The organism is Streptomyces panaciradicis, assembly GCF_023516615.1.
GTDB classification, from domain to species: domain Bacteria; phylum Actinomycetota; class Actinomycetes; order Streptomycetales; family Streptomycetaceae; genus Streptomyces; species Streptomyces panaciradicis.
The window spans coordinates 35,246-51,180 of sequence record NZ_JAMGBF010000005.1; the positions used below are offsets into that span (position 1 = coordinate 35,246).

The 15,935-nt window shown below is 72.1% G+C and carries 11 protein-coding genes; 5 read left to right on the forward strand and 6 right to left on the reverse strand.

Annotation, left to right across the window (positions count from 1 at the left end):
- Positions 1-47: 47 nt before the first annotated feature.
- The 3 genes from M8J74_RS02495 (at position 48) to M8J74_RS02505 (ending at position 5,318) form a co-directional block, all read left to right on the forward strand.
- Positions 48-1,490, forward strand: coding sequence for an FGGY family carbohydrate kinase (locus M8J74_RS02495; protein ID WP_249834816.1), 1,443 nt, complete (start codon positions 48-50; stop codon positions 1,488-1,490).
- A gap of 163 nt (positions 1,491-1,653) precedes the next feature.
- Positions 1,654-3,387, forward strand: a complete 1,734-nt coding sequence (locus M8J74_RS02500) for an ABC transporter ATP-binding protein (protein WP_249834817.1) — start codon at positions 1,654-1,656, stop codon at positions 3,385-3,387.
- Positions 3,387-5,318 (forward strand): ABC transporter ATP-binding protein, encoded by a 1,932-nt coding sequence (locus M8J74_RS02505; protein WP_249834818.1) that lies wholly within the window; start codon positions 3,387-3,389, stop codon positions 5,316-5,318. The genes M8J74_RS02500 and M8J74_RS02505 overlap by 1 nt, the downstream gene beginning before the upstream one ends.
- A gap of 79 nt (positions 5,319-5,397) precedes the next feature.
- On the opposite strand, the gene M8J74_RS02510 is transcribed toward M8J74_RS02505, so the two are convergent.
- The 5 genes from M8J74_RS02510 to M8J74_RS02530 all read right to left on the reverse strand — a co-directional run bounded on the left by M8J74_RS02510 (position 5,398) and on the right by M8J74_RS02530 (position 12,333).
- A complete protein-coding gene (locus M8J74_RS02510) occupies positions 5,398-6,711 on the reverse strand; it encodes an RNA polymerase sigma factor (RefSeq protein ID WP_249834819.1) in 1,314 nt (437 codons plus the stop codon).
- Between the two features lie 102 nt (positions 6,712-6,813).
- Positions 6,814-8,718 carry a DNA primase gene (gene dnaG, locus M8J74_RS02515; RefSeq protein ID WP_249834820.1) on the reverse strand — a complete coding sequence of 635 codons (1,905 nt, stop codon included), beginning with the start codon at positions 8,716-8,718 and terminating at the stop codon, positions 6,814-6,816.
- A 29-nt stretch (positions 8,719-8,747) separates the two neighbouring features.
- Positions 8,748-10,013 (reverse strand): NAD(P)/FAD-dependent oxidoreductase, encoded by a 1,266-nt coding sequence (locus M8J74_RS02520; protein WP_249834821.1) that lies wholly within the window; start codon positions 10,011-10,013, stop codon positions 8,748-8,750.
- Between the two features lie 162 nt (positions 10,014-10,175).
- Positions 10,176-11,435, reverse strand: a complete 1,260-nt coding sequence (locus M8J74_RS02525) for a deoxyguanosinetriphosphate triphosphohydrolase (RefSeq protein WP_249834822.1) — start codon at positions 11,433-11,435, stop codon at positions 10,176-10,178.
- A 55-nt stretch (positions 11,436-11,490) separates the two neighbouring features.
- On the reverse strand, positions 11,491-12,333 hold the full coding sequence (locus M8J74_RS02530) for a sirohydrochlorin chelatase (protein ID WP_249834823.1): 843 nt from the start codon (positions 12,331-12,333) through the stop codon (positions 11,491-11,493).
- 215 nt (positions 12,334-12,548) lie between these two features.
- Between M8J74_RS02530 and M8J74_RS02535 the strand changes: the two genes are divergently transcribed.
- Together M8J74_RS02535 and M8J74_RS02540 are read left to right on the forward strand one after the other, a co-directional pair.
- Positions 12,549-13,220: a SanA/YdcF family protein gene (locus M8J74_RS02535; RefSeq protein ID WP_249834824.1), complete on the forward strand. Its 672-nt coding sequence runs from the start codon at positions 12,549-12,551 to the stop codon at positions 13,218-13,220.
- Positions 13,221-13,322: 102 nt separating this feature from the next.
- The gene (locus M8J74_RS02540; RefSeq protein WP_249834825.1) at positions 13,323-15,434 is read left to right on the forward strand and encodes a molybdopterin oxidoreductase family protein; all 2,112 of its coding nucleotides are present in this window, start codon (positions 13,323-13,325) and stop codon (positions 15,432-15,434) included.
- Here M8J74_RS02540 and M8J74_RS02545 read toward each other — a convergent pair.
- On the reverse strand, positions 15,409-15,846 hold the full coding sequence (locus M8J74_RS02545; RefSeq protein WP_249834826.1) for a gamma-glutamylcyclotransferase family protein: 438 nt from the start codon (positions 15,844-15,846) through the stop codon (positions 15,409-15,411). The genes M8J74_RS02540 and M8J74_RS02545 overlap by 26 nt on opposite strands.
- Between the last annotated feature and the right edge of the window lie 89 nt (positions 15,847-15,935).

The following is a 15,935-nucleotide window of genomic DNA, read 5'->3' on the forward strand; positions in this document are numbered from 1 at the left end:
TACCTCTCCGCGAACTCCCGCGGCCCGGCGCCCATAGAATTTTCGCCATGGGGATAGTCGCCGGGCTGGACAGTTCGCCCGATTTCACTCGCATCGTCGTCTGCGACACGGACACGGGCGCCGTGCTCAGGCAGGGGTACGCCCCGCACCCGCTGGACGGCGACCGCCCCGCCGACGTCGATCCGCAGGCCTGGCTGCTCTCCCTCGGGGAGGCGGCCGGCGGCGGACTCCTCGAAGGCGTGCAGGCCATCGGCGTGTCGGCGCAGCAGAACGCCGTGATCGCGCTGGACGCCCAGGGCAACACGGTGCGCCCGGCGATGGTCGGCGGCGACAGGCGGACGCAGGTCGCGGCGGCGGATCTCATCGACGCGCTGGGCGGCCGGGAGGCGTGGGCGCAGGCGGTGGGGTCCGTGCCGCAGGCGGCGCAGCCCGTCACCAAGCTGCGCTGGCTCGCCAAGAACGAGCCGGACGCCGCGCTGCGCGCCGCGATCCTGATGCAGGCCCACGACTGGCTGGTGTGGCAGCTGCTGGGCCGGCCCGTGCGACGGACCACCGACCGGGGCGGCGCCTCCGGGACCGGCTACTGGTCGGCGGCCACCGGCTCCTACCGCACGGACCTCGTGGACCTGGCGCTCGGTCACCAGGTCATGCTGCCCGAGGTGATCGGCCCGGCGGAGGCGGCCGGTACGACGCCGGAGGGGCTGCTGATCTCCGCCGGGACCGGCGAGACCATGGCCGCGGCCTTCGGGCTCGGGATCGGGCTGGGCGACGCGGTGGTCTCGCTGGGCGCCTCGGGGTCCGTGATGGCGGTGCACCCCGAGGCCCTCGTCGACGGCACCGGGATGATCACCGCCCTCGCCGACGCGACCGGCATGCACCTGCCGGTGGTGACCACCCTGAACGCCGTGCGGACCCTGCGCGGGACCGCCGAACTGCTCGGGCTGTCGGACCTGGAGAGCCTGTCCGACCTGGCGATGAAGTCGACGCCCGGCTCGCACGGACTGGTGCTGCTGCCCTATCTGGAGGGCGAGCGCACGCCCAGCCTGCCGCACACCGCCGGAACGCTCGCGGGCCTGCGGCGCGAGTCGATGAAGGCCGAGCACCTCGCCCGGGCCGCGTTCGAGGGCATGCTGTGCGGGCTCGCCGACGCGCTGGACGTGCTGCGCGGCCGGGGTGTCGACGTACGGCGGATCTTCCTGCTCGGGGCGGCCGCCGAGCTGCCCGCCGTGCAGGCCGCGGCGCCCGCGCTGTTCGGCGTGCAGGTCGTCGTCCCGCAGCCCGCCGACTACGCGGCGATCGGCGCCGCCCGGCAGGCCGCGTGGGCGCTGGGGGTGTCGCAGGGCGCGCTCGACCCGCGCAATCCGCCGGCCTGGCAGGGCGCGGCGGCGCAGGTGCTGGAGCCCGGTGAGGAGCTGGCGGTCGGGCAGGCGGTGCGGCAGCAGTACGTGTCGGTGCGGGAGCAGACCCATCCGGGGGCGTTCCGGGCGTAACGGGCCGGCGGTGGAACGTAAGGATCCGGTAGGAGCCGTACTCGGACGGTCGTACGAAGCGTGCTGTCGGCTTAATCGGTTGAGGTAACGCGGGGGGAATGTTCGACGATAGGGGCGACGGGCAACGAACCCGCCCCCCACCGCCGACTCCGAGAGACGTAGCGTGCTCATACGACTTCTACGGACCTATCTCAGGCCGTACAAGAAACCCATCGCCGCGGTGGTGCTGCTGCAGTTCCTGCAGACCTGCGCCACCCTGTATCTGCCGACGCTGAACGCGCACATCATCGACAACGGTGTCGTCAAGGGCGACACCGGCTACATCCTCTCCTTCGGCGCGCTGATGATCGGCATCTCGCTGGCGCAGGTCGTGTGCAACATGGGGGCCGTGTACTACGGCGCCCGGACCGCGGCCGCGCTCGGCCGGGACGTGCGCGCCGCGGTGTTCGACCGGGTGCAGTCCTTCTCCGCGCGCGAGGTCGGCCACTTCGGGGCGCCCTCGCTGATCACCCGGACCACCAACGACGTGCAGCAGGTCCAGATGCTGGCCCTGATGACGTTCACGCTGATGGTGTCGGCGCCGATCATGTGCGTGGGCGGCATCGTCCTGGCGCTCGGCCTGGACGTGCCGCTGTCCGCGGTGCTGGTCGCGGTTGTGCCGACGCTGGGCATCTGCGTGACGTTGATCGTGCGGCGGCTGCGGCCGCTGTTCCGGGCCATGCAGACCCGCCTGGACACCGTCAACCGGGTGCTGCGCGAGCAGATCACCGGCAACCGCGTGATCAGGGCGTTCGTCCGGGACGATTACGAGAAGGAGCGGTTCGGGAAGGCCAACGGCGATCTCACCGAGATGCAGCTGGCCACCGGCAACATGCTCGCGCTGATGTTCCCGATCGTCATGACGGTGGTGAACCTGTCGTCCATCGCGGTGGTGTGGTTCGGCGCCCACCGCATCGACAGCGGCGGAATGCAGATCGGCGACCTGACCGCGTTCCTCGCCTACCTCATGCAGATCGTGATGTCCGTGATGATGGCCACCTTCATGTTCATGATGGTGCCGCGCGCGGAGGTGTGCGCCGAGCGGATCGAGGAGGTCCTCGACACCTCGTCGAGCGTCGTCCCGCCGACGGCCCCGGTGCTGGAGCTGCGCCGGCACGGCCACCTGGAGATCCGGGGCGCGGGCTTCCGCTACCCGGGTGCCGAGGAGCCGGTGCTCAAGGCCGTCGACCTGGTCGCCCGGCCCGGTGAGGTGACCGCCGTGATCGGCTCGACCGGCAGCGGCAAGTCCACGCTGCTCGGCCTGGTCCCCCGGCTGTTCGACGCGACCGACGGCGAGGTCCTGGTCGACGGCACGGACGTGGCGACCATCGAGCCGAAGCTGCTCGCGAAGACGGTCGGCCTGGTCCCGCAGAAGCCGTACCTGTTCGCGGGGACGGTCGCGACCAACCTGCGCTACGGCAACCCGGACGCCACGGACGAGGAACTGTGGCACGCGCTGGAGGTGGCGCAGGCCAAGGACTTCGTCTCGAAGCTGGAGGGCGGGCTGAACGCGCCGATCGCCCAAGGAGGCTCGAACGTCTCCGGCGGCCAGCGCCAGCGGCTCGCGATCGCCCGCACCCTGGTGCAGCGGCCGGAGATCTACCTCTTCGACGACTCCTTCTCCGCCCTCGACTACGCGACCGACGCCGCCCTGCGCGCGGCGCTCGCCGAGGAGACCGCCGAGGCCACCGTCGTGATCGTCGCCCAGCGCGTGGCGACCATCCGGGACGCCGACCGGATCGTCGTCCTCGACGAGGGACGGGTCGTCGGCACCGGCCGGCACCACGAGCTGATGGCGGACAACGAGACCTACCGGGAGATCGTGCTCTCCCAGCTGACGGAAGCGGAGGCTGCCTGATGGCCGGGCCGATGGCGCGGATGATGGGTCAGGGCGGCGGTCCCGACAGCCGTTCGATGGACTTCAAGGTGTCGGGCCGGCGCCTGATCGCCCAGTTCAAGCCGGAGCGGCTGACGATCTACGCACTGCTGTGCTGCGTGGTCGTCAGCGTCGGCCTCAACGTGATCGGGCCGAAGATCCTCGGCCGGGCCACCGACCTGGTGTTCGCCGGGATCGTCGGGCGGCAGATGCCGGCGGGGGCCACCAAGGAACAGGTCCTGGACTCCATGCGCGCGCGGGGCCAGGGGCAGATCGCCGACATGCTGCGCAGCACCGACTTCACCCCGGGCCAGGGCATCGACTTCGACGCGGTGGGCCGGGTCCTGCTGCTCGCGCTCGGTACGTTCCTGGTCGCCGGTGTGCTGATGGCGGTGGCGACCCGGCTGGTGAACCGGACGGTCAACCGCACCATGTACCGGCTGCGCGAGGACGTGCAGACGAAGCTGTCGCGGCTGCCGCTGTCGTACTTCGACAAGCGGCAGCGCGGTGAGGTGCTCTCGCGGGCCACCAACGACATCGACAACATCGGCCAGACGCTGCAGCAGTCGATGGGCCAGCTCATCAACTCGCTGCTGACCATCATCGGTGTGCTCGCGGTGATGTTCTGGGTGTCGTGGCTGCTGGCGCTGGTGGCCCTGGTGACCGTGCCGCTGTCGTTCGTCGTCGCCACGCGCGTCGGCAAGCGGTCGCAGCCGCACTTCGTGCAGCAGTGGCGCTCCACCGGCAAGCTGAACGCCCACATCGAGGAGATGTACACCGGGCACACCCTGGTGAAGGTGTTCGGTCGGCAGGACGAGTCGGCGCAGCAGTTCGCCGAGCAGAACGAGGCGCTGTACGAGGCCGGGTTCAAGGCGCAGTTCAACAGCGGGATCATGCAGCCGCTGATGATGTTCGTCTCCAACCTCAACTACGTGCTGGTGGCGGTCGTCGGTGGTCTGCGGGTCGCCTCGGGCGCCCTGTCCATCGGTGACGTGCAGGCGTTCATCCAGTACTCGCGGCAGTTCTCGATGCCGCTGACGCAGGTCGCGTCCATGGCGAACCTGGTGCAGTCGGGTGTCGCGTCGGCCGAGCGGATCTTCGAACTCCTGGACGCGGAGGAGCAGGAGGCGGATCCGGTCGAGAGCGCCCGGCCCGAGGAGCTGCGGGGGCTGGTGGAGCTGCAGAACATCTCCTTCCGCTACGACCCCGAGAAGCCGCTGATCGAGGACCTGTCGCTGAAGGCGGAACCGGGCCACACGGTCGCCATCGTCGGCCCGACCGGCGCCGGCAAGACGACCCTGGTCAACCTGCTCATGCGGTTCTACGACGTCTCCGGCGGGCGCATCACCCTCGACGGCGTCGACATCGCCGCGATGAGCCGGGACGAACTGCGGGCCCGCATCGGCATGGTGCTGCAGGACACCTGGCTGTTCGGCGGCACGATCGCGGACAACATCGCCTACGGCGCCTCGCGCGAGGTCACCCGGGGCGAGATCGAGGAGGCGGCCCGGGCCGCGCACGCCGACCGGTTCATCCGTACGCTGCCCGACGGCTACGACACGGTGATCGACGACGAGGGCTCCGGGGTGAGCGCCGGTGAGAAGCAGCTGATCACCATCGCGCGGGCGTTCCTGTCCGACCCGGTGATCCTGGTCCTGGACGAGGCGACGTCGTCGGTCGACACCCGGACCGAGGTGCTGATCCAGAAGGCGATGGCCAAACTCGCCCACGGGCGGACCTCGTTCGTGATCGCGCACCGGCTGTCGACCATCCGGGACGCGGACACGATCCTGGTGATGGAGAACGGCTCGATCGTCGAACAGGGCTCGCACACCGACCTGTTGGAGGCCGACGGGGCGTATGCGCGGCTGTACAAGGCGCAGTTCGCGCAGGCGGTGGCGGAGGTCGACTAGTGGGTTGCCACGACGGGTCGTCGGTCGTCCGACGGCCCGTCGTGGCTCGTCGCGCAGTTCCCCGCGCCCCTGGTCGGCTTCAGTCGAGGTATCCCCGCAACTGATCGGCGAATGCGTGATCCCTCAGCTTGTTCAAGGTCTTCGACTCGATCTGCCGTATCCGCTCGCGGGTCACGCCGAAGATGCGGCCGATCTCCTCCAGCGTGCGCGGGCGCCCGTCGGCCAGGCCGTACCGCAGCTGGACGACCTTGCGCTCCCGCTCCCCCAGCGTGGACAGCACGGCCTCCAGGTGCTCCCTCAGGAGCAGGAACGCGGCCGACTCCACGGGGCTCGCCGCGTCGCCGTCCTCGATCAGGTCGCCGAGGGCGACGTCGTCCTCCTCGCCCACCGGGGCGTGCAGGGAGACCGGCTCCTGGGCCAGCCGGAGCACCTCGCCGACGCGCTCGGGCGCCAGGTCGAGGTGGGCGGCGACCTCCTCGGGGGTCGGCTCGTAGCCCCGTTCCTGCAGCATCCGGCGCTGTACGCGCACGACGCGGTTGATCAGCTCGACGACGTGCACCGGGACCCGGATGGTGCGGGCCTGGTCGGCCAGCGCCCGGGACATGGCCTGCCGGATCCACCAGGTGGCGTAGGTGGAGAACTTGTAGCCGCGGGCGTAGTCGAACTTCTCGACCGCCCTGATCAGGCCGAGGTTGCCCTCCTGGACGAGGTCGAGCATGGTCAGGCCGCGGCCGACGTACCGCTTCGCGACGGACACCACCAGCCGCAGGTTCGCCTCGATGAGGCGGCGCTTGGCCATGCGGCCCATGACCACCAGGCGGTCCAGGTCCAGCGCCAACTCGCTGTCCAGGTCGGGGGTGTTGCTCAGCTTCTCCTCGGCGAACAGGCCGGCCTCGACCCTGCGGGCCAGCTCGACCTCCTCGGCGGCCGTGAGCAGCGGGATGCGGCCGATCTCCCGGAGGTACTGGCGGAACAGGTCCGAGGACGGTCCGCCGGTGTCGGCGCGGGCCCGCTCGGCGGCGGGCGTCTCCACGGGCTCGGGAGTCTCCGTCTCCAGTGCCTCGGCGGGCGGTTCGGCCGCCTCGGGCGGCCCTTCGGGTTCCACGGGGTCCGCCTCTGGGTGGTGCACGGCACGGGTCTGCGGGGGGACCGCGACGAGGACGTCGGCCTCCGCGTCCGGCTCCGTGACGTCGTTGCCGGTGTCGGTCTGGGTGAGGGTCTGGGTCTGCACGCGGGCGACCTCCAGGATGATCGCTGCCAGGGGGTGCGGCAGCGGTACTTCGGGGGCGGAGTCGGCGGCCTCGCCGCTGTCCGTCCCGTACGCGTTGAACGGAACCGCGGGGGTCTGGGACCCGTACGGGACGGATCGGCCGCGCTCCGAGGACTCAGGCACCGGAACCCAGTGTGGAGTACGACACATCGCCGCCACGAGGGGCGTGCGGTGACTTTTTGCAATCGGCCCGTGACCGGGCGGTGACCGTGTCGTACGGGCGCCTCAGAGAGCCGCGGCGCCGTGTTCGCGCAGGGCCTGGTCGTACTGCTGCAGTACCCACAGCTCGTTCTGTACGGCGGCCAGTTGGGCGGGGTCGCCGGAGGTGCCGAGGCGGGTGAGGGTGGAGGTGATGTCCCGGACCCGGCGCTCGACGGCCCGGCGGCGGACGGTGACCAGCTGGGCGCCCGCGTACACCTCGTCGACCGTCTTGCGCATGATCGCCTCCACGGCCAGCTCGGTGACCATGGCGCGCACGGTGTCGTCCGGGGCGGCCTCGCGCACCCGGACCAGGTAGTCCTGGGGGTCCTGCGTGCCGTACTCGGTGCCGCCCGCTTCCATGATGGCCTCGCGTACGGCGGCGTAGGGCGCGGCGGTGAACTCGTCGGCGCCGTAGGCGTCGAAGGCCGGGGAGACCAGGTCCGGCCGCTGGAGGGCGAGCTTGAGCAGCTCGCGCTCGGTGGCGTAGACGGGGTTGCGCAGGGTGAGGGCGGGGCCCGAGGCGGTGGGGCGCGGGGCGGCGTCGTAGGGCTGCTGGGGGCCGCGGCTGTTCGGCGCGGGGCCCTTGCCGCCGCGGTCGCGGGCCCAGCGGGCGAGCTGGGCGACGCGCTTGACGACGAACTGGGTGTCGAGGATGCCGAGCATGCCGGCGAGCTGGACGGCGACCTCGTGCTGGGCGCCGCTGTTCTTGATGCGGGCCACGATGGGCGCCGCCTCGTCGAGGGCGGCGGCGCGGCCGGCGGGGGTGTCGAGGTCGTAGCGGACGACGATCTGGCGCAGCGCGAACTCGAAGAGCGGGGTGCGGGGTTCGACCAGGTCGGCGACGGCCTCGTCGCCCTTGGCCAGGCGCAGCTCGCAGGGGTCCATGCCGTCCGGGGCGATCGCGATGTAGGTCTCGGCGGCGAACTTCTGGTCGTCCTCGAAGGCGCGCAGGGCGGCCTTCTGGCCGGCCGCGTCGCCGTCGAAGGTGAAGATCACGCGGGCCGAGCCGTTGTCCATCAGCAGCCGGCGCAGGATCTTGATGTGGTCGCCGCCGAAGGCGGTGCCGCAGGTGGCGATGGCCGTGGTGACGCCGGCGAGGTGGCAGGCCATGACGTCGGTGTAGCCCTCGACGACGACGGCGCGGCTGGCCTTGGCGATGTCCTTCTTCGCCAGGTCGATGCCGTACAGGACCTGGGACTTCTTGTAGATCGCCGTGTCGGGGGTGTTGAGGTACTTGGGGCCGTTGTCCGCCTCGTAGAGCTTGCGCGCGCCGAAGCCGACGACGTCTCCGCCGATGTCGCGGATGGGCCACATCAGGCGGCCGCGGAAGCGGTCGATGGGGCCGCGGCGGCCCTCCTGGGAGAGGCCGGAGAGGACGAGCTCCTTGTCGGTGAAGCCCTTGCCGCGCAGGAAGCGGGTGAGGTGGTCCCAGCCCTGGGGGCTGTAGCCGACGGAGAAGTGCTGGGCGGCGGCCTGGTCGAAGCCGCGCTCGGCGAGGAAGATCCGGCCGGTGTCGGCCTCGGGGCTGGTGGCGAGCTGCTCGGCGTACCACTCGGCGGCGATCTTGTGGGCCTCGACCAGGCGGATGCGCTCGCCGCGCTGGTGGGAGGGGTTGTAGCCGCCCTCCTCGTACCGCAGGGTGATGCCGGCCTGGGCGGCGAGGCGCTCGACCGCCTCGGAGAAGGAGAGGTGGTCGACCTTCATCACGAACGTGATGGTGTCGCCGCCCTCCTGGCAGCCGAAGCAGTGGAAGAGCCCCTTGCTCGGACTGACCTGGAAGGACGGCGACTTCTCGTCGTGGAACGGGCACAGGCCCTTGAGGTTGCCGCCGCCCGCGTTGCGCAGCTGGAGGTACTCGGACACCACGGCGTCGATCGGGACCGCGTCCCGTACCGCCTTCACGTCCTCGTCGTTGATCCGTCCTGCCACGCGTGAATTCTACGGTGGTGGTCGGACATCTAAGGGACGAGGCTTTCGAGCGGAACGTGCGGGTCCGCCAGGGAGTCGGTGTTCACAGGGGTCCTGGCGCGGATCAGCTTCTGGATGGGGTCAGTGACGTTCCACACGTTCACGTTCATCCCGGCCAGCACCCTGCCGTCCTTGACCCAGAAGGCGATGAACTCGCGCTTGCCGGCGTCTCCCCGGATGACCACTTCGTCGTAGGTGCCGGGGGGCGCCCAGCCGGAGTACTCCATGCCGAGGTCGTACTGGTCGGAGAAGAAGTAGGGCACGCGGTCGTAGGTGATGTCCCGGCCGAGCATCGCCCGGGCCGCGGCGGGTCCGCCGTTGAGGGCGTTGGCCCAGTGCTCGACGCGCAGCCGGGTGTCGAACAGGGCGTGCGGGAAGGAGACGACGTCTCCGGCGGCGTAGATGTCGGGGTCGGAGGTGCGCAGCCGTTCGTCGACGGCGACGCCGCCGCCGTAGCGCCGGTCGGCGAGCTCCAGGCCCGCCGCCTCCGCGAGGCCGGTGCGCGGGGCCGCGCCGATCGCGGCGAGGACGTCGTGGGCGGGGTGCTCCTCGCCGTCGTCGGTGCGGGCCGCCAGGACCATGCCGTCCTGGCCGACGATCTCGGTGAGCCGTGCGCCGAAGTGGAAGCGGACGCCGTGCTCGCGGTGCAGCTCGGCGAAGAGGTTGCCGAGCTCGGGGCCGAGGACCGCGTGCAGCGGGGTGGCGAGCGGCTCGACAACGGTGACCTCGGCGCCGTACTCGCGGGCCGCGGCGGCGACCTCCAGGCCGATCCAGCCGGCGCCCGCGATGACGATGTGGCCGTTGTCCCGGCCGAGCGCGGCGAGGACGTGCTTGAGCCGTTCGGCGTGGGCGAGGCGGCGCAGGTGGTGCACGCCCGCGAGGTCGGTGCCGGGGATGTCGAGGCGGCGCGGCTCCGCGCCGGTGGCGAGCAGGAGCTTGTCGTAGCGGACGAGCGTGCCGTCCTCGCCGAAGCGGACCGTCTTCGCCTCGCGGTCGATGGCGTCGACGGTCTCGCCGAGGTGCAGCTCGATGTCGTTGCGCGCGTACCAGGCGGGTTCGTGGACGAAGACGCTGTCGCGCTCCTCCTTGCCCAGCAGGTAGCCCTTGGAGAGCGGGGGACGCTCGTACGGGTGGTCGCGCTCGTCGCAGATCAGTATCACGCGGCCGGTGAAGCCCTCCGCTCGGAGCGTCTCGGCCGCCTTCGCGCCGGCGAGGCCGCCTCCGACGATGACGAATGTCTGATCCGCGTCGACCACTTGATGCCTCCTACGGGGGATCCGGGGGGTGTCCTCACAGAAAACACTGTGGGTGCCGCCACATGCGAGCGTCCCGCACGGAGCGTGATGGGGGAAGAGGGAGTGGCCCGATCAGGCCACGGAGTGTCACATTCGGGCTCATTCCTCGTCACCCGCGCCCCCTCAGTCTCCCGTCCGCCCCGTCAGGCGTCCGTGAAGCGACCGGGCCGAGGCGTCGGTGAGGGAGGCGATCTGGTCGACGATCACCCGTTTGCGCGCGCGGTCGTCGCCGGCCTGCTCGAACAGGGACCGGAACTGCGGGTCCAGGCCGTCGGGCGCACGCGCGGTGAGTGCGTCGGCCAGTTCGGCCACGACGATCCGCTGGTCGGCGCGCAGCCGCTCCTGCTCGGCGCGCTGCATCACGTAGCGGTGGGCGACGGCCTTGAGGATCGCGCACTCCAGCCGGGTCTCGCGCGGGACGACGAGAGCCGCGTCGTACCGGGTGAGGCGGCCGGTGCCGTACGCGGCGCGGGTGGCGGTCTCGGCGGCGAGGGCGAAGCGGCCGATGAGCTGGCTGGTGGCGTCCTTGAGGCGGGCCTGGGCGACGGCCGTCCCGTCGTAGCCGTGCGGCCACCACTCCTGGTCCTGCAGGCGGTCGAGGGCGGCGGCGAGTTCGGCGGGGTCGGTGTCCGCCGCGACGTACCGGCCGCGGGCCACCGCGAAGACCTCCTGGCGCTCGGGCTCGGCGTGCAGGCAGTCGGGGTCGATGTGGCCGGCGTGCAGACCGTCCTCGACGTCGTGCACCGAGTACGCCACGTCGTCGGACCAGTCCATGACCTGGGCCTCGAAGGTGGTGCGGGTGCCGGGGGCCTCCTTGCGGACCCAGTCGAAGACGGGGCGGTCGTCCTCGTAGACACCGAACTTGGGCGAGGCGGGATCGGTGGGGTGGGCGCCCCTGGGCCAGGGGTACTTGGTGGCGGCGTCCAGGGTGGCCCGGGTGAGGTTGAGGCCGACGGAGCCCTCCGGGGTGAAGCGCTTGGGCTCGATGCGGGTGAGCAGCCTCAGGGACTGCGCGTTGCCCTCGAAGCCGCCGCAGTCCTGGGCGAATTCGTTCAGCGCCTGTTCGCCGTTGTGGCCGAACGGGGGGTGGCCGAGGTCGTGGGAGAGGCAGGCGGCCTCCACCAGGTCGGGGTCACAGCCGAGGGCCGCGCCGAGTTCGCGGCCGACCTGGGCGCACTCCAGGGAGTGGGTGAGGCGGGTGCGGGGGCTGGCGTCCCAGACCTGGGTGCGGGTGCCGGGGGTGACGACCTGGGTCTTGCCGGCGAGCCTTCGCAGGGCCGAGGAGTGCAGTACGCGCGCGCGGTCGCGCTGGAAAGCGGTGCGGCCGGGGCGTTTGTCGGGTTCTGGGGCCCAGCGTTCTGTTGCCTGCGCGTCGTACGACATGTCTCGACAGTACGGGCAGGGACCGACAATCCGCGTACGTGTCCGCCGGGATCGCTCACATGGCGAGTGCGGGCCGTGCGTGGCTTGTCGCCCAGTCCCCCGCGCCCTTTACGGCGTTGTCGTACCGGTGCAGGAGCAGTTCCGCCATCGCCGGGTGGGTGCCCAGGGGGGCCGAGGCGATCCACGGGGCCGCCTCGGCGCACTCGGTGGCGAAGCGGCCCGGGGCCGTGAAGTAGGAGGCCACCGCGACACGGTGACGGCCCCTCGCCGCCAGGGCCCGGATCGCGTCCGGGACGGTCGGGGCCGACGTCGTGGCGTAGGCGGGGACCACCGGGACGCCCAGGCGCTCGGCGAGGAGTTCGGCCGTGCGACCGGTGTCGACCCTGGACTCGGGGTCGCGGGAGCCCGCGGCGGCGAGGACGACCGCGCTCGCGCGCCGCGTCTCCTCGTCCGTGCGGGTGCGCCAGCCGGCCTCGACGAGGCGGGCGTACAGGGCGTCGACCAGCAGCGGGTGCGGGCCCAGGGCGCCCGCCACGCGCGCGTGCACGTCCGATGCGGCGGCCATCTCGGGGATGTCCCGCTTGATGTGATAGCCGCGGCTGAGCAGCAGGGGGACGAGGACCGCCTGCCGCCCGCCGAGGCCGGCCAGGGTGTCGGGGAGCAGGGGCTCGTTCAGTTCGATGTGGCCCAGGTGGACGGGCAGGCCGGGACGCCGCTCGCGGACCCGCTCCAGGAGCGCGCGGACGGTGCTCAGGGCCCGCGGGTCGCGGCTGCCGTGCGCCACGACGACCAACGCGGGAGGGGCCGGGCGGCGCCGGCCGTCCAGGGAGACGAGGCTCAGCTGGCCGGCGAGCCGGCTGCCGATCTGGCTCAGGAGGTGCGCCGTACTGTCCGTCATGCACCGATCCTCGCCGGGGCACGTTGCCGTCCCGTTGCCTGGTGATGACGGGCGTTTTCCAGCCCTTCACCCCGCCGGACGCGGGCCTGTGAGCCGCCACGACCTGCGGTTTCGTCGCACGGAGTGAACCTGGTCACGTAGGGTGTGCCGAACCGCCGGGCCCGGCGCGACGTCTCTGACTGTCGAGAAGCAGGCGGAAGACAGGGGACGTTCGAATGCGCAGACCGCGGCTGCCCCGCACCCGGACCGGACAGCGGCGGCTCGTGCAGGCCGTGATGGCCGGGTGCGTGCTGGCGCTCCTTCCGTCGACCTGGCTGTACGTCTCCACGGCCGGCCGGCTGGGCACGGTCGCGGACGCGCCCCGCACCGAGGTCGCCGTCGTCTTCGGCGCCGGCCTGTGGAACGGCGAGCCGTCGCCGTACCTGGCCAACCGGCTCAACGCGGCGGCGAAGCTGTACCGCGACAACCGCGTCGAGGTGGTCCTCGTCACCGGCGACAACAGCCGCAAGGACTACGACGAGCCCGACGCCATGCGCGCCTACCTGACCCGGCACGGCGTGCCGGACCGGCGGATCGTCAGCGACTACGCGGGCTTCGACACCTGGGACTCCTGCGTGCGCGCGAAGAAGATCTTCGGCGTGGACCGGGCGGTGCTGATCAGCCAGGGCTTCCACATCCGGCGGGCGGTGGCGCTCTGCCAGGCCGCGGGCGTGTCGTCGTACGGCGTCGGAGTGGCCGCCAAACACGACGTGACCTGGTACTACGGCGGCACGCGCGAGGTGTTCGCGGCCGGCAAGGCGGCGCTGGACGCCGTGTTCCACCCGGACCCGCAGTTCCTCGGGCGCAAGGAGACGGGGGTCGCGAAGGCGCTGGCCGACGCCCGGTGACGCGGGGCTCACGCCGGCCGGCGCGGCACGGGGAGGCGGCCGTCCCGTCCGCGTAACAGGGGGCCGCGCCGCGCGTAACACGGCCGACGCACGCTGGCCGGTATGCAGAACACCGTGACGCCCACGCACTGCCCGTACTGCGCCCTGCAGTGCGGGATGAACCTGACTCCCGCCGCGGACGGCACGGTCGAGGTGAGCGAGCGCACGGACTTCCCGGTGAACCGGGGCGCGCTGTGCGGCAAGGGCCGTACCGCGCCGGCCGTGCTCTCGTCCCGGGTGCGCCTGACCTCCCCGTTGGTGCGCTCCGACAAGGGCACGCTGGTGCCCGCCACCTGGGACGAGGCACTGGACCGGATCGCCGGCGGGCTCGGGCGGACGCGCGCGGAGCACGGGCCGGACGCCGTCGGGGTGTTCGGCGGGGGTGGGCTCACCAACGAGAAGGCGTACACGCTCGGCAAGTTCGCGCGGGTGGTGCTCGGCACCTCCCAGATCGACTACAACGGGCGTTTCTGCATGTCGTCGGCCGCGGCGGCCGGCATGAAGGCGTTCGGGCTCGACCGGGGGCTGCCGTTCCCGCTGGAGGACATCCCGAGGACCGGCTGCGTGATCCTGGTCGGCTCCAACCTCGCCGAGACCATGCCGCCGTCGCTGAGGTTCTTCACCGAGCTGAAGGAGAACGGCGGCACGCTGATCGTCGTCGACCCGCGGCGCACCCGCACCGCCGAGCAGGCCGACCTGCACCTGGCCCCGCGGCCCGGAACCGACCTCGCACTCGCCCTGGGCCTGCTGCACCTGGTGGTCGCCGAGGGGCGGGTCGACGAGGAGTACGTGGCCGGGCGCACCGCCGGCTGGGAGGACGCGCGGGCGGCGGCGATGGCGCACTGGCCGGAGTACGTGGAGCGGATCACGGGGGTGCCCGTTCCGCAACTGCGGGAGGCGGTACGGCTGTTCTGCGAGCCCGAGCACGCGATGGTGCTGACGGCGCGCGGGCCGGAGCAGCAGTCCAAGGGCACGGACACCGTGGGCGCGTGGATCAACCTGTGCCTGGCGACCGGCCAGGCGGGACGGCCGCTGAGCGGCTACGGCTGTCTGACCGGGCAGGGCAACGGGCAGGGCGGGCGCGAACACGGCCAGAAGGCCGACCAGTTGCCCGGATACCGCAAGCTCGACGACCCGGCGGCGCGGCGGCACGTCGCCGAGGTGTGGGGCGTGGACCCGGACAGCCTGCCGGGCCCGGGACGCAGCGCGTACGAGCTGCTGGACGCGCTGGGGACGGACATCAGGTCGCTGCTGCTCATGGGTTCCAACCCGGTGGTGTCGGCGCCGCACGCCGCGCACGTGGAGGAGCGCCTGAAGTCCCTCGACTTCCTTGCCGTGTGCGACGTGGTGCTGTCGGAGACGGCGGCGCTCGCGGACGTGGTGCTGCCGGTGACGCAGTGGGCGGAGGAGACGGGCACGACGACCAGCCTGGAGGGCCGGGTGCTGCTGCGGCGGCGGGCGATCACGCCGCCCGACGGCGTGCGCAGCGATCTGGAGGTCCTGCGCGAACTCGCCGACCGGCTGGGCGTGGAGAAGGGCTTCCCGACCGATCCGGAGGAGGTCTTCGAGGAGTTGCGCCGGGCGAGCGCGGGCGGACCCGCCGACTACTCCGGGATCACCTACCGCAGGCTCGCGGAGGAGAACGGGGTGTTCTGGCCGTGTCCCCAACTCCCGCCGCAGGAGGCCGAGGAGGCCCACCCGGGCACTCCACGGCTCTTCCTCGACCGGTTCGCCACCCCTGACGGCCGGGCCCGGTTCGTGCCCGTCTCGCACCGGCCGACCGCAGAGGAACCCGACGCCGAGTACCCGGTCCTGCTGACGACCGGCCGGGTCGTCGCCCAGTACCAGTCCGGCGCCCAGACCCGCCGCGTCGACGAGCTGAACGCCGCCGCGCCGGGCCCGTTCGTGGAGCTGCACCCGCGGCTGGCGGCGCGGCTCGGGGCGGCGGAGGGCGATCCCGTGGCGGTGGTGTCGCGGCGCGGCCGCGCCGTCGCCCCGGCCCGCATCACGACCGCCATCCGGCCCGACACGGTCTTCATGCCCTTCCACTGGCCGGGCGAGGGACGCGCCAACACCCTGACCAACCCGGCGCTGGACCCGACCTCGCGGATGCCGGAGTTCAAGACGTGCGCGGTGCGGCTCGAACCGGTCACCGCCCCGGTGAAGAACTCCTGAGCAGCCAGTCCCCGCCCTCGATGGGCCGCCCACGGGCCCGCAGCCGGGCGGCGACCGCGGGGGCGGCGACGTACACCCAGGCGCGGACCAGGACGCCGTCGGCGTCGCGTCGCACCGCGCGCTCGACGCGCTCGTAGAGGTTGCGGGGGTCGCCGGGCGCGTACTCCTCCAGCCGGTCCAGAGCGACGAGCAACTCCGCGTACCGCTCGGGCATCGCGGTCACCAGCTCGCCGCACACCTCGCCGGCGCCGGGCGCCTCCACGGCGTACGGGTAGCCGGGTCCGGCGTACAGCACCGAGCCGGTCAGCCGCCCCGGTTCCTCGGCGCGGGTGCGGCCGCGCAGGAAGAGGTCGTGGTTGACCTCGCCGGGGCGGAGGGTGCCGTAGACGAAGAAGGGCAGCTGGGGGCTCACAAAAACGATTCTCTCTCCACACACACCTCCTCACACGCGCTCTTTACGGCCGCCTGTCATGGCCCCTTAAATTCTGGTCAACACAGCGC

What these genes read in the sequence shown, in the direction of transcription:
- M8J74_RS02495 (WP_249834816.1), top strand. Translation starts at nt 48, where the DNA reads ATGGGGATAGTCGCCGGGCTGGACAGTTCGCCCGATTTCACTCGCATC.
- M8J74_RS02505 (WP_249834818.1), top strand. Translation starts at nt 3,387, where the DNA reads ATGGCCGGGCCGATGGCGCGGATGATGGGTCAGGGCGGCGGTCCCGAC.
- M8J74_RS02525 (WP_249834822.1), bottom strand. Translation starts at nt 11,435, where the DNA reads ATGTCGTACGACGCGCAGGCAACAGAACGCTGGGCCCCAGAACCCGAC.
- M8J74_RS02530 (WP_249834823.1), bottom strand. Translation starts at nt 12,333, where the DNA reads ATGACGGACAGTACGGCGCACCTCCTGAGCCAGATCGGCAGCCGGCTC.
- M8J74_RS02535 (WP_249834824.1), top strand. Translation starts at nt 12,549, where the DNA reads ATGCGCAGACCGCGGCTGCCCCGCACCCGGACCGGACAGCGGCGGCTC.
- M8J74_RS02540 (WP_249834825.1), top strand. Translation starts at nt 13,323, where the DNA reads ATGCAGAACACCGTGACGCCCACGCACTGCCCGTACTGCGCCCTGCAG.